This is a genomic window from Pseudomonas sp. GNP012, assembly GCF_054343835.1.
In genome coordinates this window covers 2575962-2598883 of record NZ_JBTGUU010000001.1, presented here as the reverse complement: position 1 = coordinate 2598883, position 22922 = coordinate 2575962, and the positions used below count along the sequence as shown (strand labels likewise).

The window sequence follows — 22922 nt, the reverse complement described above, 5'->3', positions numbered from 1 at the left end:
GTAGGAGCTGCCGCAGGCTGCGATCTTTCGATCTTGTTGTTGGTAGAGGGGTACGCTTGGTCGAGGTACATTGGCCCTCGGGACGTCTGGTGTAGAGGGTGACACAAGATCTTTCGACGTCTATCAGGGCGGGCATGCTGTTACGCACCATCAGGGAGTAGTCCAGTGCCTATCGGGCCGAGTGCATAAGGAAGTGTCATGACTCAACGGTTACTTCAGCTTGATCAAGTGTCCTTCAACCTGCCCGACGGGCGCGTGTTGCTCGATCACTTGAACCACACCTTCAGTCCCAGGGCCACGGGGATCGTCGGCGCCAATGGCTGTGGCAAGTCCTTGCTTGGCCGGCTCCTGACGGGGGAGCAACAGCCCACCAGCGGCATCGTCCGTCGCGAAGGGCGGGTTTACTCTGTTGCGCAGTTACTGGAACCGGAGCGCTATCCCAGCGTTGCCGCGCTGGCCGGGGTCGCCCCTATTCTGGCGGCGCTGGATCGCATTGCCCAAGGCAGCGTCGACGATGACGACCATGCGCTGGCGGTCGACCAATGGGACTGTGCCACTCGTCTTGAGGCGCAGCTTGCGCAGATCGGGCTGGGTCATTTGAACGCCGACTCCCGTACCGACGCACTCAGTGGTGGCGAGCGACAGCGGGTGGCACTACTGGGGGCATGGCTCTCCAGAGCCGACTGGCTCATTCTCGATGAACCCAGCAACCACCTCGATAGGGATCAGCAACACAAGCTCGCGCAGCAGATCGATCGTTGGCCGAGCGGCCTGGTGTTGGTCAGTCACGACCGAGGGCTTTTGGAGCACATGGACGAAATCGTCGAGCTGTCGCCATTGGGGCTGGCGGCTTATGGCGGCAACTACAGTCAGTATGCGGCGGCGCGCGAGCAGGAGCAGCAGGCGTTCCAGTCGGCATTACTAGGTGAGCGGGCGCAGGCCAAACGCGAGCAACGCGAGATGGTCATACAGATGGAGCGTCAGCAGCGACGCAATGCCCGTGGCGACCGTCAGGCTCGCGATGGTAATCAGACCAAGCTCATCACCAACGCCCAGAAAGAACGCAGCGAAAACAGCCAGGGCAAGTTGCGCCTGAACCAGCAGTTGGCCCGGGAACAGCAGCAACAACGAATCACCGAGGCCAGGGCACGGTGTGCGCCTGACATTCAACGCATGATGCTGTCTCCGGAAAGCGTAGTGCCCAATGGCAAGCTGGTTGTGCAGCTCAATGACGTCATTCTCCCGTACGGTTACGCGGCACCGATCAATCTGACGCTCACCGGGCCTATGCGCATGGCAATCCTGGGCGCCAACGGCAGCGGCAAGTCGACGCTGTTGCGGGTGATCGCCGGCCAATTGCCGGTGCGCGAAGGCGAACTCATGCGCAGTTGCCATATCGGCTGGCTGGATCAACACGCCGGGTTGCAGCACCCCGAACGCACGGCGGTGCAATGGCTCCACGAGAGCAATCCTGAGTTGCCTGAGGCCGAGGCGCGGACCCGCCTGGCCCAGATGGGAATTGATGCAGACCGTGCGGTGCTCAAGACCTGTCAGTTGAGTGGCGGCGAACGCCTGAAAATAGCGCTCGCTGCGCAGTTGTATGCACAGCGTCCACCGCAATTGCTGTTGCTGGACGAACCGGATAACCATTTGGATCTGCCTAGTCGAATGGCGCTGGAGCAGATGCTTGATCAATACCAAGGGGCATTGATCGTGGTTTCTCACGATTGCGCTTTTTTACACGCGATTCATCTGGATGCTGAGTTTCATCTCTAAAGAATAAAACAATCACTTCGGATAAAGCGGCGGCAACCCGCTGTCACCGACCGGGTCCTGTACCCGTTCGGCCATCGGGATCGCCTTGATCGCCCGCCACAACTCGTCGCCTTGCCAGTACTGGCCGGTTTCGCTGTAGAGCGCGCCGTTCAAGCCGTCGAGGGCATTGGACAGGGGCACGAAGCGGGCGGCCATGTCGGCCAGGGTTTCCGGTTGTTGCCGGGCCCAGGCGTCGAGGGCCTGGCGGGTGGCGTGGGAATCATTGGCCAGGCAGGCGCGCTTGAGGTCGTCGAGTACGGTGCGCGGGCTCGGGCCGGTTTGGGCGGTGCGCGCCACCGCCGGTTGCCAGCGGCCACGCCACCAGAGGCCGAAGCCGAGCAGGGTGGTGCAGGCCAGGAACAAGGTGCTGAGTTTCCAGCGCCACAGGGCTTCGCTGTCGGCGCTGGCCTGGACCGCAGACGCGCCGGCCGGGGTGTCGACCACCAGGCTCGGGTTGGCCGCCACGTGTAGCGTGCGGGCAGGCAGGCTGCTGTGTTCCAGATGGTCTTCGAAAGTGTTCCACCAGACCACGTCGACGGTGGGCAGCTCGATGGCACCGGTCCGTGTCGGCACCAGGGCCTCGCGGTCTTCACGGCTGCCGACCAGGCCGCGTTCGCTGTTCTGGTTGCCGAACACCGGTTGATCCGGGTAGCGGCGCAGCCCGCCGACATCGGTGCCGGGCAGCGGTGGCAGTTGGCTGCTGGACAAGCCTTCGGCCGTCACCGTCAGGCTGCGGGTCAGTGAATCGCCGACCTGGGTGTGGTCCGGTTCCGGGTTCCAGCTTTCGCTCAGGGTCAGGCTGCGCGCAGGCAGCCAGGGTGCATCGTCCGGCCAGGTGGTGGGTTTGGCCTTGACCGTCAACAGCAGTTCGGTCGAGGTGACGCGCATCAGCTTGCCGGATTTCGGCCCCTGGGCGGCGCTGTCCTGTACCGGTTGTGCGTCGACCAGCGCAGCGTTGAAGATCTGTGCCGGAATGATCAGTTCGCCACTGTGTTGCGGGTAGATCGCGTAGCGCATTTCGATCACACCGTGGCGCAGGCCATCGATGTCTTTTTCGTAGGTGCGTGAGTCGCCCAATTGTTCGATGCGTGCATCAGGTATCTGCAAGGGTGGCAGGCTGCTGTCGTCGTACAGCGACACCGAGTGGTAGATGCGCAGGGTCAGGACGGCCTGGGCCTGAACGTACACGCTGGTTTGATCGAGGCTGGCATCGATGAACACCGGGGCGCGTTTGTTCGGGGTGTCCGGTGTTTCGCTCTCGACCACTTGCAGGGTGATCGGCTGGCTCTGCAGTTCGCCCAGTTGCAGGGGCGCAATCACGACGCTGCCGTTTTGCCGCGGCAGGAGGGTGATGATCCAGCGCGTGGCGGCCTGGTTCTCGCCGCTGAGGGTGTTCAGCTGGTTGACCTGGCGGGTGCCGCGCACTTCGAACAACGGCTCCAGGGGTGTCAGGTCGGGTTTGCCGAACTGTGTCACGTCGGTGGACTCCAGGGTCAGCTCGACCGTCTCGCCTGAACTCAGGCGAGTGCGGTCCACACTGGCGGCCAGCTCTGCAGCCTGTGCCTGGACAGTGCAGAACAACAGGCCGTGCATCAGCGCGAGCAATAAAACGGTGAAGCGGGTCATCGAGTTTTTTCCTGATCCTGATGTTGCTGCTGTTCGTACCAGAATTTTCGCCGCAGCAGCTCACCGGGGTCATCCGGGATCTGCCGCAACCACTGCTCCAGTGCCTGACGCTGTTCACCTTCGATACTGTCGGTGGCCGGGCGCAGGGGCGGCGTGGTGTGCTGTTCGTCACCCAACTCGCTGCCGGGCACTTCATTGGCCCCCGGTCTGGGCGGCGACACCGGCGGTTGCGCGGTGTTGGAGTCGGCCGGCGGTTGTTGCGCCTGCGGCTCGCCGCTGTTCGTAGACTGCGATGAAACACCGGGTGGAGTCTGTTGTTGCATGGCCTGGGGTTCGTCGCTGGCGGAGCGATCCGGTTCCGGGGTGGGCGGGCTGTTTTTCTGCTTGAGCAGCTCCTCCACGAGCGCCTTGTTGGTCAGCGCCGGGCGCAAATCCGGTTGACGTTCCAGAGCTTGTTCGTACGCGTCCAGGGCCGCCTCCAGCTCACCGCTTTTGGCCAGGGCATTGCCCCGATTGTAGTGGGCGTGGGCATTGTTGCCTTCTGCGAACCGCTCGGCGGCGCCGGCATAGTCTGCGGCTTCATAGAGCGCCACGCCTTGCCACTGGTGGTCTTCGAAGCGCCGGGCGGCTTCGGCGGGGCGCTTTTGTTTGAGCAGGTGCACGCCTTGTTGGTCGGGACGCAACCACAGGTCGGCGAGGTCGAAGGCGTAGCTCGGTTGAGGCAACGCCAATAGCAGCGGCAGGCACAGCAGCCAGCCGCGACGTCCCGCGCAGGCCGCAAGCAACAGGAGCGGTAGCAACAGCCAGTAACCCTGATCGGCCCAAGTGTCCAGGCGCAGGGTCTGACCGTCGTTGCGCAGGTGGCGTGGGCCGTCGAACAGGCCAAGGGCATGCAAGTCACTATCGTCCAGGCGTGCCTGGCGAAAGCCTCCATCCAGGTCGTTGGCAAAACTTTTCAAGCCTGGCTCGTCCAGACGCGGCACGAGAATGGCCCCTTGTTCATCCTTGAGGAAACTACCGTCCTCCTGGGTGATGGGCGAGCCTTCGGCGGTGCCAATGCCAAGCATCAGAAATTGAGTCGATTTGCCGTTGAGCGCGTGACGAATGCCCAGCCGTTCCTGTTCGGTCAAGGACGAACCGATCAGCAGGATCCGGCCGTCGCCCAGCGCCGCTTGTTCGAGTAGTGCCAGGGCCTTGGTCACTGCCAGATCGGCGCGATGTCCGGCCTCTGGCATCAACGACGGTTTCAGTGCGTCCAGCAGATTGCGGCTGGTGGAAAGATCATCCGACAGCGGTACCAGCGTGTGGGCACTGCCGGCGTAGACGACGATGGCGGTTTGCGCGTCGCTACGAATCTGCAGCAGATCGAACAACTTGCGTCGAGCCTGTTCGAGGCGGTTGGGCATGACGTCGGTGGCAAGCATTTCCGGGGTCAGTTCGAGCACTACCACCAGCGGGTCGGCGGGCTTTTGGCTGGTCTGCTCGACACGCTGCCAGCCCGGACCGAGCAGGGCGAGCACGGTCAACAGCCATGCCAGACCGAGGGCGATCCAGGGCAGTTTACTGTCACGGCCACTGCCGCCACTGAGCAGTGCGGCGTGAAAGGCCGGTGGCAGAATCATTTGCCAGCGTCCGGCGCGCTTCTTGCGGTGCCAGAGTTGCCAGAGCAACCAGCCAAGCACCGGCAGCAACAGCAGCCACCAGGGGCGGAACCAGTACGGCCACAGCGCACTCATCGACGCCTCCGCAGGCGCAGGCGTTTGAGACGCTGGCGCCAGTCAGGCAGCAGTTGGGTTTGCAAGAACAGATCCTTGGTAAGCAGGCGTTGCAAGGGGTTGTCCGGCCAGAGCACGTGGGCCACCAGGAGCATGCTCAACCAAAGCGCCAGGGCCAGTGGCCAGTGGTACAACGCTTGAGTCGGGCGGGCCTGGGTGGGTTGCTGGGCCACGGGCTCCAGTTGGTCAAGGGTGTCCTTGATGGCCTGCAGCTCTTTGCCGTCGCGAGCACGGAAATACTGGCCACCCGTGGCCTCGGCGATGGCCTTGAGGGACGGTTCGTCCAGGTCCAGGCTCGGATTGACGCCGAGAAAGCCGACCGTGCCACTTTGCTCGGGATCGGCGCCGATGCCGATCGGATAGATTTTCACGCCTTCCTTGGCGGCGAGTCGCGCAGCGGTGAGGGGGTCGATTTCACCGCCATTGTTGGCGCCATCGGTCACCAGAATCAGCACGCGGCTGGTGGCCGGACGCAAGCGCAGGCGCTTGAGGGCCAAGCCGATGGCATCGCCGATGGCGGTGTTTTTGCCGGCGATGCCGATGCGCGCCTCGTCGAGCCAGACGCGCACGGTGTGGCGGTCGAAGGTCAGCGGTGCCTGCAGGTAGGCCTGGCTGCCGAACAAGATCAGCCCGACCCGGTCACCTTCGCGGCTTTCGAGAAAGTCTCCGAGCAGATGCTGGACCAGTGACAGGCGACTGATGTCTTCGTCCTGCCATTGCATGTCAGGGAAATCCATGGACCCGGAAACATCCACTGCCACCAGCAGATCACGGCCGCTGGCGGCAATCGGCAAGGGTTCGCCGAGCCACTGCGGACGAGCCGCCGCGACCAGCAGCAACAGCCACAGCAGGATGAACGGTGCCTGCTGGCGCCAGGCTGGCAGGTTGGCCCGGGCGCGTCGCCCGGCGAGGCCTTCCAGATCGCTGAGGAAGCTGACCTTGAGTGCCGGTTCACCACTGTCGGCCACCGGCAATAGGATGCGCATCAGCCACGGCAGCGGCGCAAGGGCAAAAATCCACGGCCAGGCGAATTCAAACATGTTTGCGAATCCACGTTTCGACGGCTTGGGTCAGGCCGGCGATGGCCTTGTCGTCGAGTTTGCATTCGGGTTTGTAGGCGCCTTCCACGAGCACCATCCAGCGGGTCAGGCCGGCCGCCGGGCAGCGATTGTCGAGGAACGCCAGCCATTTGCGGCCGTTGAGGGTGTGGCTCTGGCTGTAAGGATAGTGGTTGCGGCACAGACGCTTGAGCAGGCCGTTGAGTTGCTGCAGCCAGGCACCGGCCGGCGCACCGTCGTAAGGCTTGGGCATCAGTGCCAGCTCGGCCAGGGCCGCAAGGCGTACCGGGTCAAGCGGCTGTTCGGCGCGTACCACTGGACGTTTGTGTGGAATGAAGCGACGCAGCTTCCACAGGCCCAGACCGATCAGCGGCACCACGAGAAGCAGCAGCCACCAACCCGGTGCCGGAGGCCAGAATTCCACCGGAGGCGGGGATATCAGCGGTTGCAGTTGATCAAGGCTGCTCATCGGCCTTTCCCCGGTTTCTGTGGGTTCAGGTATTCGCGCAATTGCTCGACCATCTCGCTCTGAGTGCTCAACGGCATCAGCAGCACCCGCAGTTTCTGCGCGAGCAGTTCCCAGCGGGCGATACGTGCTTCGGCCAGGGCCCTGTAAGTCTGGCGCAGATCGAAATTCAGCGTGTCGAGTTCCAGTTGTGCGCCGCGTTCGGCGAAACGCAACAGACCTGCGGCGGGCAGGGCATGGTCCAGCGGGTCGGACAATGGCAGCAGCAACAGGTCACAGTGGCGCGATAACAGGCTCAGCTGTTGCTCGGCGCTGTCCGAAAGGGCGCGTTCGTCGCAGATCACGATCACCAGGCTGCCAGGGCGCGACACTTCCCGGGCACGGCGCAGGGCAATGCCAAAGGCGTCGCGGTCCGGCTCGCTTTCGCTGTTGAGCGACTGATTGACCCGCACCAGCCGGTTGAGCAACTGCAGCAGGCTTTGTTTGCTGCGCCGAGGCTTGATTTCGTAGTGCTCGTTGTCGCCATACACCAGCCCGCCGACCCGGTCGTTGTGCCCCAGGGCGGCCCAACCGATCAGGCTCGCGGCCTGGGCGGCGAGCACCGACTTGAACATCAGGCCCGAGCCGAAAAACAGCCGGCGGCTTTGTTCGACCATGATGAAGATCGGTCGCTCACGTTCTTCGTGGAACAGCTTGGTGTGGGGTTCCTGGGTGCGGGCAGTCACGCGCCAGTCAATGGTGCGCACATCGTCGCCGGCCTGATAGACCCGCACCTGATCGAAGTCGACGCCACGTCCGCGCAGTTTGGAGTGGTGCAGGCCGATCAGCGGGCTGCGCTGGCTCGGCGTGGAAAACAATTGCACTTCACGCACGCGATGGCGCATCTCGATCAGGTCGGCGAGGCTGACACGGATGCCCGGCTCGGGCGGCAGGCTGGCGTTCATCGGGGTCAAGCGACGGCTACGACGTCGAGAATCCGCTGGACCACCCGGTCCTGATCGATGCCAGCGGCTTCGGCTTCAAAGGAAAGAATGATGCGATGGCGCAACACGTCGAACAGCACGGCCTGGATGTCTTCGGGGCTGACGAAGTCGCGGCCGGCCAGCCAGGCGTGGGCACGGGCGCAGCGGTCCAGGGCAATCGAACCGCGAGGGCTGGCACCATAGGCGATCCACTCGGCCATCTCCGGGTCGAACTTGGCCGGGATGCGGGTGGCCATGACCAGCTGCACCAGGTATTCCTCCACGGCGTCGGCCATGTACAAACCGAGGATTTCCTTGCGCGCGACAAAAATCGTCTGTTGAGTAACCCGACGCTCAGGCTTCGCTTCGCCGTTCAGGGCTTCTCCACGGGCTTGCTGCAGAATCCGGCGCTCAACAGCGGCATCGGGAAAGCCGATTTTCACGTGCATCAGGAACCGGTCAAGCTGGGCTTCCGGCAGCGGATAGGTACCTTCCTGCTCGATGGGGTTTTGCGTGGCCATCACCAGGAACAGCGGCGACAGCTCATAGGTGCTGCGCCCGACACTGACTTGCCGCTCGCCCATGGCTTCGAGCAAGGCCGACTGAACCTTGGCCGGGGCGCGGTTGATTTCGTCCGCCAGTACCAGGTTGTGGAAGATCGGCCCTTGCTGGAACACGAAGCTGCCGGTTTCCGGGCGGTAGATTTCCGTACCGGTAATGTCGGCCGGCAACAGGTCGGGGGTGAACTGGATGCGGTGGAACTGGGCCTCGATGCCTTCGGCGAGTTCTTTGATGGCCTTGGTCTTGGCCAGGCCAGGGGCGCCTTCGACCAGCATGTGGCCGTCAGCGAGCAGGGCAATGAGCAAGCGCTCGATGAGTTTTTCCTGGCCGAGAATCTGCGTTGAAAGAAAGGTTCGCAGCGCGAGCAGCGCTTCACGATGTTCCATCGATGACTGTTCCTGCAAAAGGGTGGCCGAGGACGTTCGAAAATGCGCCAGGGCTGGGGGCGTTACTTTAATCCATCGCGGGGGGCGGCGACTAACGGCATTTTGTGCAAAGTGCAGGAAATGGCTGGCAATCGTTGTAGGAACTTTCTACGGGTTTCAGGCTGGTGGTGTTCTTTCGGGTCTCTTCGCGAGCAAGCCCGCTCCCACATTTGATCGCATTCTTGTTGGAAGAGCGCGGTCGACTGTGGGAGCGAGCCTGCTCGCGAAGGCGCCCGCTAAGGCACCATCAAATCTGGCTGATATAGGTGCCAGTACCCTTGAGAATGTTCTGCAAGGTTTCATCCACCTCAGACAGATCTGTCATGTCGGCATCAAAGGTGATTTCCAGTACATCATCCCCATTCAGCACATCAGCATCTGCCGCCGCAATTTCAATCTTCAACAGGGAAGGGCTAAGGGTGACTTTCACGCCCTCCAGGGTCGAGGGTTCGCCGTCGAGGGTGATTTCCAGTTCGTCCTCATCCGGGTAACGGCTCATCAGGAACATTTCGCCCTTGTCGCTATGGCAGCAAAGCATGGCCATGTTGTCTTCTTCGTCATCGCATGGGTTGACGATCAAGAGGGCGGTTTTCATTTTCATGGGGATTTCCTGGCTCAACGAGCGCTGCGAAGACAGACAAGGGCACAATTCTGCCAGCCTTTAAAAAATCCTGCTCGGCTACAGGCCCTTTTGCGTAGCGATAGCAACAACAACGAGACGTCTCTGTGCAGTTGTCTTCAGTGTAAGTACCAAGGATTAGATAAGTGTGACCAGTCGTCGGCACTGTTATTTTTGACAGTAGCCACTCTTCGGTTTGCAGCATTCACTGTGGGCCGAGCAATCAATGAATAGCAGTCGAGTTTGTTCTGTGTTGCATGGGCCAGTGCTGGTGTTGCTGGAAAGTGCTTTATTGATTTTTGCAACAGTTGCGAGGTGTAGACATGAGGTCGATGAATAAATGGCTGGGCGCTATGTTGTTTTGTGTTGTTTCGTTGCCTTTGCTGGTGAATGCGGCCGCTCCTGATTATTCGCGTGTAATGATATTGGTTAAGCGCGGTGTTTTATCTTCGGAAAGTCATGATGAATCGTTAAAGACACTCAAGCTTCTTGTGCCTGATATGCGGCCGCTGGTTCCAGTTTCCCGAGAGAGAACCAATGCTCAGATACAGGCGCTGCAGAGACATCGATTGGATCGTTACTTCATGGTTGATACCCATAAACTGACTGAAAATCAGGCTGAGTCATTGCTTGATAAATTAAGACAGAATTCTTTGGTCGAAAGCGCCGAGTTTGAGCCACGTGTAGAAGGGATGCATGAAGATAATGGTAAGCCTATTAAAAAGCTCGCGCGCAAAAATATTCCTGATTTCACGGGTCAACAAAACTACCTGCAAGGCAAAGCTACAGTAGCCCCCTATAAGATTGGTGGCGTGAACGCGGTTGAAGCCTGGAAAGTTTTGGGTGGCAAAGGCCGCGATATGCAAGTGGTCTCCGCAGAAGTAAATCGATGGGCGGAGGAACATGTTGATTTACCAAAAGCTAATCTGGAAATTGATGTCGGGGCCGTAACAGGCGCTCATGACACGGCCAGTGCAGGCATTATTGCATCACAGCAAAATGGTTTTGGCACTACCGGGATTGTTCCCCATACCAAGTTGGGTTATTTGCAATGGGGTACGGATAGACTGCTTCAGTTGGCGGAGAAGTTGAATGCGGGAGATGTTGTGCAATTGGGTGTGCACTATAATTACACGCCTTTTGAGGCGGTGGGGTGCGCAACAAAATGTTATATGCCCCTGGAATATTATAGGCCAGTGCGCGACATTATTTCTTATCTTGTTCAAGAGAAAGGTGTGCATACTGTGTTGGCGGCTGCAAATGGCAATATCAATTTGGATCATCCATTTTTCAAAGGTTATTTTGATCGTACCCTTGTCGATAGTGGTGCAATTTATGCGGGTGCTGTTGATCCAAAGACTGGCCTTAGAGCGAGCTATTCCGAATATGGAAGTCGCGTCGATTTGTTTAGTTGGGGTTACAATGTCACAACGACGACATGGAGTGTGAACAATCCAACCACGGGCTATACGCATACGTTTAGCGGCACCTCTTCAGCGAACCCAATCATTGCCGGTGTTGTTGCCTCGTTACAAGGAGTAGCCCGCGCCAAGGGGCTAGGCAATATTCCACCGAAAGAACTCCGTAAACTCCTTGTCGAAACAGGCTACCCGCAGATCAATGGCGATAGTACAGAAATAGGCGTTCAACCCGATCTGGAAGTCGCAATCAGGAAAATGTTGGAGGACAAACCGCCTACAGGACGGCTTGCCGTGCCAGAGGAAGTAGCATCGGGCGAGACATTCAGCGCACATGTCTATGCGGGGTCTCCAGCAAACAAGCCCCTGAATTATCTTTGGACCGCCACCGGATTCGAGCCTTCGAGAGGTGATACGCAATCGATGTCCTTCAAAGCGCCGACAGTCACTGCGGATACTAGAGGTACCCTTTCTGTAGCCGTTTCTGATGGCACGCATACCATTACGCTAACTGAACATCTCAATATCAAAGCATCTGCCGGGGGCGGTGAGTGCGGCGATATCCCGATCTGGGATGTGGAGAAAATTTATGCAGTCAAAGGAGAAGAAGTGGCGTTCGAGGGAAAAAAATACAAACAGCACCACTGGAGCCGTGGCCAGCGACCGGATATCTACTCAGCTCCGAATGGACAGCCTTGGCTGCCAGGGGTCGATTGCCCATAACAAGGTACTTGTAGGGCAGTGTTGTTGTCTGTGCCGAAATCTTGAACCGCCAGTGGGCACTGAAGGCCCCGTGCTCACTGGCACTTTTGACCCGCTCATCTTCGTTGATCACTGCACCTGACGCCAACAAGCCTCATTCCCCCCCCAAAAAAAAACTCTGCTCGTCCGAACGGCCATGCTCATGTAGCGAACAATCAGTGTGTTTCCGGTCATTTCTGGTACGAAGTTCCCGTAAATGCGGGTGCAAATCCGTCATTTTCCTGTACGACTGCTAGTGTTGTTCGATGCGCATGCCCAGAGCAGCGTGCCGATGACCGAATATGTCGCAGCGCCGCAAGCACGGGCCTTACCGCACTGGTTAAGCTGCGCAACCAATGGATACCTGTAAAGACATTGGAGCAACCTGTGGCCAGTCGTTTTTGCAGATGCCCATTCACGGAAGGTGAATGTGACCTGAGTGTCTCGTCCAGCTTCACCCACCTGTCACCCTGTTTCCTCTGCCCGAGAATCAGGAACCGGGTGACGGCTAGCTTTGAAACGTAGCCCCGAACAGGGGTTTTGCACGCGACGCTTCCATCAATAACAAGCCCAAGCGGAGTACCACAGATGGCGTTCTTCACCGCAGCCAGCAAAGCCGACTTCCAGCACCAACTGCAAGCGGCACTGGCGCAGCACATCAGTGAACAGGCACTGCCACAAGTGGCGCTGTTCGCTGAACAATTCTTCGGCATCATTTCCCTTGACGAGCTGACCCAGCGTCGGTTGTCCGACCTTGCTGGCTGCACCCTTTCTGCATGGCGCCTGCTTGAGCGCTTCGATCACGCGCAACCGCAAGTGCGCGTCTTCAACCCCGATTACGAACGTCATGGCTGGCAGTCGACCCACACGGCGGTCGAAGTGCTGCACCACGACCTGCCATTCCTGGTGGACTCGGTGCGTACCGAACTGAACCGCCGCGGCTACAGCATCCATACCCTGCAAACCACCGTGCTGAGCGTGCGTCGTGGCAGCAAGGGCGAGTTGCTGGAAATCCTGCCCAAGGGCACCCAGGGCGAGGACATTCAGCAAGAATCGCTGATGTACCTGGAAATCGACCGCTGCGCCAACACCGCCGAGCTCAATGTGCTGAGCAAAGAGCTGGAGCAGGTGCTCGGTGAAGTCCGCGTGGCGGTCGACGATTTCGAGCCGATGAAGGCCAAGGTCCAGGAGATCCTGAGCAAGCTGGACAACAGCCAGTTCGCCGTCGATGGCGACGAGAAGAGCGAAATCAAGAGCTTCCTGGAATGGCTGGTGGGCAACCACTTCACTTTCCTCGGCTACGAAGAGTTCGTGGTCAGCGACGAAGCCGATGGCGGCCACATCGTCTACGACAAGGACTCCTTCCTCGGCCTGACCAAGCTGCTGCGTGCCGGCCTGACCTACGATGACCTGCGCATCGAAGACTACGCTGTGAACTACCTGCGCGAACCGACCCTGCTGTCGTTCGCCAAGGCTGCGCACCCAAGCCGTGTACACCGCCCGGCTTACCCGGACTACGTGTCGATCCGCGAAATCGACGCCAACGGCAAGGTCGTCAAGGAATGCCGTTTCATGGGCCTGTACACCTCGTCGGTGTATGGCGAGAGCGTGCGGGTGATCCCGTACATCCGCCGCAAGGTCGAGGAAATCGAACACCGTTCCGGCTTCCAGGCCAAGGCTCACCTGGGCAAGGAGCTGGCGCAGGTGCTCGAAGTTCTGCCGCGCGACGATCTGTTCCAGACTCCGGTGGACGAGCTGTTCAGCACCGTGATGTCGATCGTGCAGATCCAGGAACGCAACAAGATTCGCGTGTTCCTGCGCAAAGACCCGTACGGCCGTTTCTGCTACTGCCTGGCCTACGTGCCGCGTGACATCTATTCCACTGAAGTGCGCCAGAAGATCCAGCAAGTGCTGATGGATCGCCTGAAAGCCACCGACTGCGAGTTCTGGACCTTCTTCTCCGAGTCCGTGCTGGCCCGCGTGCAGTTGATCCTGCGCGTCGACCCGAAAAACCGCCTCGACATCGACCCGCTGCTGCTGGAAAAAGAAGTGGTGCAGGCCTGCCGCAGCTGGCAGGACGACTACGCCGCACTGACGGTCGAGAGCTTCGGTGAAGCCCAGGGCACCAACGTGCTGGCCGATTTCCCGAAAGGCTTCCCGGCCGGTTACCGCGAGCGTTTTGCCGCGCATTCCGCTGTGGTCGACATGCAGCACCTGTTGAGCCTGAGCGATAAAAACCCGCTGGTGATGAGCTTCTATCAGCCGCTGGGCCAGGTTGCCGGTCAGCGCCAGTTGCATTGCAAGCTGTACCACGCCGATACCCCACTGGCACTGTCCGACGTCCTGCCGATCCTGGAAAACCTCGGTCTGCGCGTGCTGGGCGAGTTCCCGTATCACCTGCGTCACAGCAATGGCCGCGAATTCTGGATTCACGACTTCGCGTTCACCGCCGCCGAAGGCCTGGAACTCGACATCCAGCAGCTCAACGACACGCTGCAGGACGCGTTCGTCCACATCGTGCGTGGCGATGCCGAGAACGACGCGTTCAACCGTCTGGTACTGACCGCCGGCCTGCCATGGCGTGACGTGGCGCTGCTGCGTGCCTACGCCCGTTACCTGAAGCAGATCCGCCTGGGCTTCGACCTGGGTTACATCGCCAGCACCCTGAACAACCACACCGACATCGCTCGCGAACTGACCCGGTTGTTCAAGACCCGTTTCTACCTGGCGCGCAAGCTGACCAGCGATGACCTGGACGACAAGCAACAGCGTCTGGAGCACGCGATTCTCAGCGCCCTGGACGACGTTCAGGTACTGAACGAAGACCGCATCCTGCGTCGCTACCTGGACCTGATCAAGGCCACCCTGCGCACCAACTTCTACCAGACCGATGCCAACGGCCATAACAAGTCGTACTTCAGCTTCAAGTTCAACCCGCACTTGATTCCGGAGCTGCCCAAGCCGGTACCGAAGTTTGAAATCTTCGTGTACTCGCCACGCGTCGAAGGCGTGCACCTGCGCTTCGGCAACGTTGCCCGTGGCGGCCTGCGCTGGTCCGACCGTGAAGAAGACTTCCGTACCGAAGTCCTGGGCCTGGTAAAAGCCCAGCAAGTGAAGAACTCGGTGATCGTGCCGGTGGGTGCGAAGGGCGGCTTCCTGCCGCGTCGCCTGCCACTGGGCGGCAGCCGTGACGAGATCGCGGCTGAGGGCATCGCCTGCTACCGCATCTTCATTTCGGGTCTGCTGGACATCACCGACAACCTGAAGGACGGCGCCCTGGTACCACCAGCCAACGTCGTGCGTCATGACGACGATGACCCGTACCTGGTCGTGGCGGCGGACAAAGGCACCGCGACCTTCTCCGACATCGCCAACGGCATCGCCATCGACTACGGCTTCTGGCTGGGTGACGCGTTTGCCTCCGGCGGCTCGGCAGGTTACGACCACAAGAAGATGGGCATCACCGCCAAGGGCGCGTGGGTCGGCGTACAGCGCCACTTCCGCGAGCGCGGCATCAATGTCCAGGAAGACAGCATCACCGTGGTCGGTGTCGGCGATATGGCCGGTGACGTGTTCGGCAACGGCTTGCTGATGTCCGACAAGCTGAAGCTGGTCGCGGCGTTCAACCACCTGCACATCTTCATCGATCCGAACCCTGAGCCGGCGTCGAGCTTCGCCGAGCGTCAGCGCCTGTTCGACCTGCCGCGTTCGGCCTGGTCGGACTACGACACCAGCATCATGTCCGAAGGCGGCGGTATCTTCTCGCGCAGCGCGAAGAGCATCGCGATTTCCCCGCAGATGAAAGAGCGCTTCGACATCGAGGCCGACAAGCTGACCCCGACCGAACTGCTGAACGCCTTGCTCAAGGCACCGGTGGATCTGCTGTGGAACGGCGGTATCGGTACGTACGTCAAGGCCAGCAGCGAAAGCCACGCCGATGTTGGCGACAAGGCCAACGATGCACTGCGCGTGAACGGCAACGAACTGCGCTGCAAAGTCGTGGGCGAGGGCGGTAACCTGGGCATGACCCAGCTGGGTCGTGTGGAGTTCGGCCTCAATGGCGGCGGTTCCAACACCGACTTCATCGACAACGCCGGTGGCGTGGACTGCTCCGACCACGAAGTGAACATCAAGATCCTGCTGAACGAAGTGGTTCAGGCCGGCGACATGACCGACAAGCAGCGTAACCAGTTGCTGGCGAGCATGACCGACGAAGTCGGTGGTCTGGTGCTGGGCAACAACTACAAGCAGACCCAGGCCCTGTCCCTGGCAGCCCGTCGCGCCTTGCCGCGGATTGCCGAATACAAGCGCCTGATGAACGACCTGGAAGGCCGCGGCAAGCTGGATCGTGCCATCGAGTTCCTGCCGTCGGAAGAAGCGATCAACGAACGTGTAGCGCAAGGCCATGGCCTGACCCGTGCCGAGCTGTCGGTACTGATCTCCTACAGCAAGATCGACCTCAAGGAGCAGTTGCTGGGCTCCCTGGTGCCGGACGACGACTACCTGACCCGCGACATGGAAACCGCTTTCCCGCCAACCCTGGTGAGCAAGTTCTCCGTGGCCATGCGCCGTCACCGCCTGAAGCGCGAAATCGTCAGCACCCAGATCGCCAACGACCTGGTCAACCACATGGGCATCACCTTCGTTCAACGACTCAAAGAGTCGACCGGCATGAGCCCGGCGAACGTGGCTGGCGCCTATGTGATCGTGCGTGACATTTTCCATCTCCCGCACTGGTTCCGTCAGATCGAAAACCTGGACTACCAGGTTGCCGCCGACGTGCAACTGGAGCTGATGGATGAGCTGATGCGTCTGGGCCGTCGCGCCACGCGCTGGTTCCTGCGTGCCCGTCGCAACGAGCAGAACGCTGCCCGTGACGTCGCGCACTTTGGTCCGCACTTGAAAGAGTTGGGCCTGAAGCTCGACGAGCTGCTCAGTGGCGAGATCCGTGAAACCTGGCAGCGCCGTTATCAGGCCTACGTCGAAGCCGGTGTGCCGGAGCTGCTGGCGCGTATGGTGGCTGGTACCTCGCACCTGTACACCCTGCTGCCGATCATCGAGGCTTCCGACGTGACTGGCCAGGATCCGGCTGAGGTGGCCAAGGCTTACTTCGCCGTGGGTAGCGCGCTGGACATCACCTGGTACATGCAACAGATCAGCGCTCTGCCGGTTGAAAACAACTGGCAGGCCCTGGCCCGTGAAGCGTTCCGTGATGACGTCGACTGGCAGCAACGCGCGATCACCATCTCGGTCCTGCAACAGGGCGACGGCACCCAGGACGTGGAAACACGGCTTTCCCTGTGGATGGCGCAGCACGAAGGCTTGATCGAACGCTGGCGCGCCATGCTGGTGGAAATCCGTGCCGCCAGCGGCACTGACTACGCCATGTACGCGGTGGCCAACCGCGAACTGCTGGACCTGGCGTTGAGCGGTCAAGCGGTAGTGCCTGCCGCCGTCGCCGCCGAGCTGGAACCGGCGGCCTGATCAGGCGTTGAATAAAAAAGCCCCGCATCGAAGGATGCGGGGCTTTTTTTTAATGGGTCAAATCACCAGACACTGCTATTTCAAGTGTAGGGTGTAGTGCTTTGAGGGGTGGCCACGTTTCTTTCAAGAATGTGCAGTTTGAATAAAACCTGGTGACCCGCCAGGTCGTGGAAGCAATAACGGTTCACCTGAGCGCCCCATAGCATTTTTTTGATAACGCCTGCATTGCGTGCCTGCAAGTAAACGGTCTGATTGTCGCTGTCGAAATCATCTAGCGTGACAGTCTTGAAACTTTCATTCAGCAAGTTAAAAGAAGTCGTATCACCTCCCGCCGCCGGAAGCGCTCCGAGGAAACCTTGGGTGCTCTTGCTGAAGTAGTTGTTGTAGTAGGACTCGCTTAAAATCTGCAGATTGTAATAGTCGTCATAGCACCTGAAATGCACCACTATCCCTATGCTGTTTTTATTTTTAGAGGTGACGCCCAAGGGTACCATTTTCTGTAAATCAGCGGAGTAGACTTCTGCAGTCGTAATCAAGTGTTTGTGCGGGCCATCTTCGTCGTCTTGCTGAAAATGCCTGTCGCTTAATACCCTTTCGAAAAAAGTCATGGGGCTCCCTTCGCAGGTCAGGTGCGCTATGAAGGATCTTTCCTGATCTTTGCTCATATATCAATCCATTATTTAAAGTTAAAAAGGTGGCTGTTCCGTGCCGAACTTAAAATAACTTTAATTGGTTTGTTTTACCTTGGTTAATTGTTTCGCAGTGCTACACAGCCCGCTCCCATTTCCTGATCTACTGTGGGAGCGAGCTTGAGCGTGCCTTTAGGCTTCAGAAAGTCTGGGGGACGATAACATCAGTAGCGGTTTTGCTCTGGCGTGTTGTCAATCATCGAGAGACTAGTCGGTTTGCTAAGCAAACTATTGAGCGACTGGTCAAACTTCTGCAGCGCCCTGACTTGCACATTCTGTTGTTCATGGATGTCGGCAACTATGTCTTCACTACGTTTGTAGTCAGCCCACACGGGACTGAGCGCTTTGGCGTCATGCCCTTGTGCAGTACCGATATAGTTAAAGTTCTTGTCGTAAAAGTCCGCACTGACATCTGACTGGATGTCTGAACTGCGCGATGTCATCAGTTGGCTGCGGGTATCGACTACCGCCATCACGTCCGGTTTCGCCGCCCTGAGACTCTGCATGTCCGGATACACAGTCACCGAACCGAATTGCCGTTGCAGGGAGGCCTTCACCCAATCCACGGCCAGGTCTGGCCTGGAAGTGGCTACATAGGCGTCATGAATCGGCTGCACCAGCAGGCTCTGGCCGAAACCGGTGCCGGCGTTGGCCTGGTAGTCCCGCAGATAGGCACGGTTCGTCTGGGTATTCTGGCTGTAGACGATGCCCAGCGAGACATGGCTGCCGTTGGTAACCAGGGTGGCACCACTGCGGCCTACCGGCTCGGTAAAAATGCCATTGAGCGAAGAGACCGCCGTGGGGGCAGTCGGGATCGAGCAACCAGTTAACACTACCGTTATGGTCAATGTACTGACAAGTGCAAGTTTCATGGTGTTTCTCCAGTGAAACAGTTTGGTCGACAGTTGAAGTTGCCGGCGTTGTGCCGACGGTGACTTAAGACTAAACCCTGGATATTTTATTGAAATGGCCAATGTTCGAACTTATCCGGTGGCCAATAGTTTTGTTTGGCTTAATAGCCTGCGGTTAATTGCCTCGGGAAATAAAAAGGCCCGAATTCGTAATTCGAGCCTTTTTATTTATGGCTGTACGTTCAGCCATCAGTTTTCCAGTGGGATCAACACTTTCTCGTCGGGGGCCAATACCATGAACACCAACAGCTTCGCCGGCTTGGTTGTACTGGCGTTTTTCGAGACCAGGTGTTCCGAACCTGCGGGTTCGTACCAATATTCACCGGCCTTGTAGGTGACCGCTTTTTCGCCTTTCACCTGAGAAGTGACCGACCCCGAAAGCACATAGGCCATGGCCGTGCCGTCGTGCTTGTGGGCGATGGACGATTGGCCTGGCTGGTAGTCAACCTCGATCATCAAAGCCTTTTTGCCCGGGGCATTTTTCAGCATTTGGTCTTGCAAAACGGTGACCTTTTCCGAAGAGTCATGGGCAAAGGCCGAAGCGGACACAATCATGGCCAGAGCGGCGAGGGAGGCAGCACAGCAACGCAACATGTTCATGGTTCTTTACCTGCGGTGGTTAGTTGTTGCAAACCACAGTAGTGCGCAAGCGGTAGCGGTTAAACAGCCAATATTCCGGAAGGCGAGGGGACCAATTGACCGAGGTGAAAAGCAAAGATCGCAGCCTGCGGCAGATCCCGTGTAGGAGTTGCCGCAGGCTGCGATCTTTTGATCTTGTTTTCAGACGATCGGAAAACTGTTGAAGTCCACGGCATTGGCCAGTTGGCTGTCGATCAGGCCAATGAAACCCTGGACTTCGGGGCAGTTGAAATGGGATTTCATGGCCGCTTCCGATTGCCAGCGGGCGCTGACGGTCCAGCGATTGCTGTCCTCTGGGCAGCGGTCGACCATATAGGATTCGCAGCCCGGTAGTTCACGCAGGGTTTCGACAATCTTTTGCAGTTGCTTACCCAGTTCATCCGAGCGGCCGGCGACGGCCTGTACCTGTACGGTATTGATCACTTCATGGGACATTGCTCACACTCCTGAATCAGGCCGGACGAATCCTGCTCATTGAGGGATAACGCCTATGCAGGATAGGCCTGACCCTGGGGACCGCCAATAGCCAATCGCCGGATAAAACCCCAGGCCAATCCGTCAGGCCACCTGCTGCAAAATGTCGCGCACACGGTCCAGGGCGGTGTCGATGTCCAGGGTCTCGATGGCGCCAAAACCGAGGAAAAACCCGGCCTTGGGCGCTTGCTGATAGAAAAAGCCGTCGATGGCATAGAGCCCGACTTCGACTTTTTTCGCCAGTTCGATCACCAATGGAATATCCATGGGCACTTTGCACATCACCACCATGTGGAAGCCGGCGGTGGACGGCACCGCCTCCAGCCAGGGTGAGAGGTCGCCGGCCATGCGCGTCAGGATCCGTTCACGGCGCCCGGCATAGACCGTATGGCAGCGGCGGATGTGCTTGAGCAGGCAGCCTTCGGCGATGAACTTGGCTAGCGCCCATTGCGGCAGGGTTGAGGTGTGCAGGTCGGTGAGCTGTTTGGCGCGCACCACGGCCTCCAGGATCGCTGGCGGCAGGATCGCATAGCCAAGCCGCAGTTCCGGCAGCAGGGTTTTGGAAAAGGTCCCGACGTAAGCGACGATCCCCCGTTCGTCCATGCTTTGCAGGGAATCGGTAGGGCGGCCTTCATAGCGGAATTCGCTGTCGTAGTCGTCCTCAATGATGATCGCGCCCAGCTCATGGGCCTTGGCCAGCAGTGCTTGCCGGCGCGCCTGGCTCATCGGCATGCCCAGCGGGAACTGGTGCGACGGGGTGACGTAGATCAGTCGCGTGCCGCGAGGAATCTGGTCCACCACAATGCCTTCGGCGTCCACCTGCACGCCAATCACCGTGGCACCATGGGTGCCGAACAGCAGCCGCGCCGGCGGGTAGCCGGGGTCCTCCATGGCGACCAGGCTGCCGGGACTGATCAGCACCCGCGCAATCAGGTCCAGTGCCTGCTGCGCGCCGTTGCACACCACCACATCCTCATCCTGGCAATTGACCCCGCGGGAGAACGCGATGTGCCGCGCAATGGCGTTGCGCAGGGCGGGCAAGCCCTCAGGCAAGCTGTACAAGCCCTTGGAGCCGGCTATCTGGCGCAGCGCGTGGGAGGTGCAGCGTCGCCAGTCATCCTGGGGAAACTGGCCTTTGCTGGTGGCGCCACCAATGAAGTCGTAGCGCAGCGAGCCTTCCAGGGTCGGATGACGCAGGAATACCGGCAGGTTGCGCCAGGATTCGATCACCTCAAAGCCGCCAAGATCTGTGTAGTTCTGTTTACGCTGCACCTTCGACGAGCGCGCATTGACGTAGGTGCCTTTGCCGACCACCCCGGTGAGGAAGTTTTCGTAGGTCAACTGGGCGTAGGTATCGGAAATGGTCTTGCGTGAAATACCCAATTGTTCGGCCAGCAAACGGCTGGGCGGCAGTTGCGTCCCGGCGGCCAGGCGTCCGGACTCGATGGCGCTGCGCAGTTGGTTATACAACTGGCCGGCCAGGTCCTTGCGGCCGTTGATGACAACATGTAGTTCCATGTTGGCGAGACTCCGGGGCTGTTGAGGCGCGTGTGCGTCGCGCAAGATTACGCCTATCCGTTCGGTCGGCAGAAGTTGCGCAGTGGAAAAACCGTCAATTGGTCTGCAGGCTTGGTCCACGGGGAAATCGCGAAATTGGATCTGTCATGCTCGCGCGCCAGCGCTTACCGTGAAAGTCAACTCAAGGCAGCACGAGAACGCACCATGAAGCCCCGCCTGGATTACTACAGCGCGTCCCCCAAAGCGATGAAGGCCATGATCGCCATGGAGGCCCTGACCAGCAGCCTGAGCATCGAGCAGGGCCTGCTGCACCTGGTCAAGATTCGCGCCTCGCAACTTAACGGCTGTGCCTTCTGCACCGACATGCACTCGGTGGATGCAAGGCGCCTCGGCGAAAGCGAGCGCCGGCTGTATTCCATTGTGGTCTGGCGCGACAGCAACTTTTTCAATCCGCGGGAAAGAGCCGCGCTGGCCTGGACCGAAGCCGTCACCTTGCTTTCGCAAAGCCACGTACCGGACGATGTTTACGCGCAGGCAAGGAAGCAGTTCAGTGAAAGCGAAATGGTCGACCTGACCATCGCCGTCACCACCATCAACAGCTGGAATCGCCTGGCCGTGAGCTTTCGCCAGACACCCAGCGCCTGAGCCATTGTCACGGCAGGTTCATCAATGATCCGCAGGATGGAACTGTCAGTGTCATGTCGACAGGGAGTCCTCGATGTCAGTCATGGAAACCGGCGCCCACCGGGGCGCTACCGAGTATCGTGTAACCATCGATAAAAATGCGTCCTGGCGCCAGTTGGCTGCGGGTATCGACCCCGAACTGGCGCTGTGCTTTACCGTCAGTGCCCGTTGCGGTTGTTTCATGCAGGCCGCGCGCAGCCTGAACATCAAGGCCACCCGCCTGCGCAGGCAACTGGCGCTGCTGGAGACACAGCTGCGCTGCTCACTGTTCAACCCGTCAGACAATGGTTTGAGCCTCAGCCGCGATGGCTTGCGCTTGCACGCACAATTGATCGCACTGGCTCATGAGCGCGATCTGCCGGTGATCGAACAGCCGTTGATTCGGCTGGCCGTGGCCGATTCGATCCTGCATGACATTCTCGGGCGTGACCTGGTGGCGTTGCTGCGGCGCAATGCCAGCGTGCGCCTGGACATCAAGACCCTCGACAGCGAACTGTCCCTGCAAGCGGTCAGCGCCGACGTGGTGGTGTGGCTGGGCGAAACCGGATCGCCGTTGCCGGGGCCGAGCTTTGCCACCACCGAACCCCGGTCTCTGGCGCAACTGGAGTACCTGCCGCACATTGCCAAGCGTTACTCACGGGTGGCTTCCAGGCCGGAGTGCCTGGAGGAACTGGCCGATTTCCTCCTGGTGCAATGGCAGCAGGACTGCCAGGTTGAAAGCTTCCGGCCATGGAATGCACTGGTGGACCAACGCCTGGCGGGAGCTGTGCAGTTGCAATCCTACGAACTGATGCTGGAGATGATCCGTTGCAGCGCCTGCGTCGGTCTGCTGCCGCACTACATGAGCCATTTCGACCGCGGCCTCGTTGCCTTGCCAGGCCTGTTCGAGCGGCCGATGCGACGTCAGGTGTGGATGGCGGTCAATGCCGAGTCACAGGGTGAAGCACAGGTGCGGACGGTCGTCGAGTTGATCGAAAACACCTTCAGCGAGCGTTGGGAGTGGTTCGAAAGCTGAATGCGATCAAAATGTGGGAGCGGGCTTGCTCGCGAAGGCGTC

17 protein-coding genes are annotated in these 22922 nt (G+C 59.5%); 5 read left to right on the top strand and 12 right to left on the bottom strand.

Going from position 1 to position 22922, the window contains the following annotated elements; translation table 11 throughout:
- Positions 1 to 198 precede the first annotated feature (198 nt).
- Positions 199 to 1776 (top strand): ATP-binding cassette domain-containing protein, encoded by a 1578-nt coding sequence (locus ACXX83_RS11575; protein WP_458548525.1) that lies wholly within the window; start codon positions 199 to 201, stop codon positions 1774 to 1776.
- A gap of 12 nt (positions 1777 to 1788) precedes the next feature.
- On the opposite strand, the gene ACXX83_RS11570 is transcribed toward ACXX83_RS11575, so the two are convergent.
- From ACXX83_RS11570 to ACXX83_RS11540, 7 genes are all read right to left on the bottom strand, one after another.
- On the bottom strand, positions 1789 to 3441 hold the full coding sequence (locus ACXX83_RS11570) for a BatD family protein (protein WP_217835355.1): 1653 nt from the start codon (positions 3439 to 3441) through the stop codon (positions 1789 to 1791).
- A complete protein-coding gene (locus ACXX83_RS11565; protein WP_217835354.1) occupies positions 3438 to 5177 on the bottom strand; it encodes a VWA domain-containing protein in 1740 nt (579 codons plus the stop codon). The genes ACXX83_RS11570 and ACXX83_RS11565 overlap by 4 nt, the downstream gene beginning before the upstream one ends.
- Positions 5174 to 6256 carry a vWA domain-containing protein gene (locus ACXX83_RS11560; protein WP_458548524.1) on the bottom strand — a complete coding sequence of 361 codons (1083 nt, stop codon included), beginning with the start codon at positions 6254 to 6256 and terminating at the stop codon, positions 5174 to 5176. Before ACXX83_RS11560 ends, ACXX83_RS11565 begins: the two co-directional genes overlap by 4 nt.
- Positions 6249 to 6743, bottom strand: a complete 495-nt coding sequence (locus tag ACXX83_RS11555) for a DUF4381 domain-containing protein (protein ID WP_015095344.1) — start codon at positions 6741 to 6743, stop codon at positions 6249 to 6251. The genes ACXX83_RS11560 and ACXX83_RS11555 overlap by 8 nt, the downstream gene beginning before the upstream one ends.
- Positions 6740 to 7684, bottom strand: a complete 945-nt coding sequence (locus tag ACXX83_RS11550; protein WP_458548523.1) for a DUF58 domain-containing protein — start codon at positions 7682 to 7684, stop codon at positions 6740 to 6742. The genes ACXX83_RS11555 and ACXX83_RS11550 overlap by 4 nt, the downstream gene beginning before the upstream one ends.
- Before the next feature lie 5 nt (positions 7685 to 7689).
- A complete protein-coding gene (locus tag ACXX83_RS11545) occupies positions 7690 to 8649 on the bottom strand; it encodes an AAA family ATPase (RefSeq protein WP_015095342.1) in 960 nt (319 codons plus the stop codon).
- A 286-nt stretch (positions 8650 to 8935) separates the two neighbouring features.
- The gene (locus tag ACXX83_RS11540) at positions 8936 to 9289 is read right to left on the bottom strand and encodes a hypothetical protein (protein ID WP_015095341.1); all 354 of its coding nucleotides are present in this window, start codon (positions 9287 to 9289) and stop codon (positions 8936 to 8938) included.
- A gap of 350 nt (positions 9290 to 9639) precedes the next feature.
- On the opposite strand from ACXX83_RS11540, the gene ACXX83_RS11535 reads away from it, so the two are divergent.
- Entirely contained in the window at positions 9640 to 11448 is a 1809-nt protein-coding gene (locus ACXX83_RS11535) for a S8 family serine peptidase (protein ID WP_458548522.1), read from the top strand.
- 606 nt (positions 11449 to 12054) lie between these two features.
- Positions 12055 to 16950 carry an NAD-glutamate dehydrogenase gene (locus ACXX83_RS11530; RefSeq protein WP_458548521.1) on the top strand — a complete coding sequence of 1632 codons (4896 nt, stop codon included), beginning with the start codon at positions 12055 to 12057 and terminating at the stop codon, positions 16948 to 16950.
- A gap of 80 nt (positions 16951 to 17030) precedes the next feature.
- Here the strand turns inward: ACXX83_RS11530 and ACXX83_RS11525 are convergent, their stop codons facing one another.
- From ACXX83_RS11525 to pdxR, 5 genes are all read right to left on the bottom strand, one after another.
- On the bottom strand, positions 17031 to 17615 hold the full coding sequence (locus ACXX83_RS11525; RefSeq protein ID WP_458548520.1) for a hypothetical protein: 585 nt from the start codon (positions 17613 to 17615) through the stop codon (positions 17031 to 17033).
- A 188-nt stretch (positions 17616 to 17803) separates the two neighbouring features.
- The gene (locus tag ACXX83_RS11520) at positions 17804 to 18511 is read right to left on the bottom strand and encodes an ATPase (protein ID WP_458548519.1); all 708 of its coding nucleotides are present in this window, start codon (positions 18509 to 18511) and stop codon (positions 17804 to 17806) included.
- Positions 18512 to 18739: 228 nt separating this feature from the next.
- Positions 18740 to 19150, bottom strand: a complete 411-nt coding sequence (locus tag ACXX83_RS11515; RefSeq protein WP_458548518.1) for a cupin domain-containing protein — start codon at positions 19148 to 19150, stop codon at positions 18740 to 18742.
- Positions 19151 to 19330: 180 nt separating this feature from the next.
- On the bottom strand, positions 19331 to 19624 hold the full coding sequence (locus ACXX83_RS11510) for an antibiotic biosynthesis monooxygenase family protein (protein ID WP_015095335.1): 294 nt from the start codon (positions 19622 to 19624) through the stop codon (positions 19331 to 19333).
- A 123-nt stretch (positions 19625 to 19747) separates the two neighbouring features.
- A complete protein-coding gene (gene pdxR / locus ACXX83_RS11505; RefSeq protein WP_458548517.1) occupies positions 19748 to 21181 on the bottom strand; it encodes a MocR-like pyridoxine biosynthesis transcription factor PdxR in 1434 nt (477 codons plus the stop codon).
- A gap of 204 nt (positions 21182 to 21385) precedes the next feature.
- Here pdxR and ACXX83_RS11500 point away from each other — a divergent pair, with 204 nt between their 5' ends.
- Both ACXX83_RS11500 and ACXX83_RS11495 read left to right on the top strand, forming a co-directional pair.
- Positions 21386 to 21826 (top strand): carboxymuconolactone decarboxylase family protein, encoded by a 441-nt coding sequence (locus tag ACXX83_RS11500; RefSeq protein WP_458548516.1) that lies wholly within the window; start codon positions 21386 to 21388, stop codon positions 21824 to 21826.
- Between the two features lie 73 nt (positions 21827 to 21899).
- Positions 21900 to 22880, top strand: coding sequence for a LysR substrate-binding domain-containing protein (locus ACXX83_RS11495; protein WP_458548515.1), 981 nt, complete (start codon positions 21900 to 21902; stop codon positions 22878 to 22880).
- Positions 22881 to 22922 lie beyond the last annotated feature (42 nt).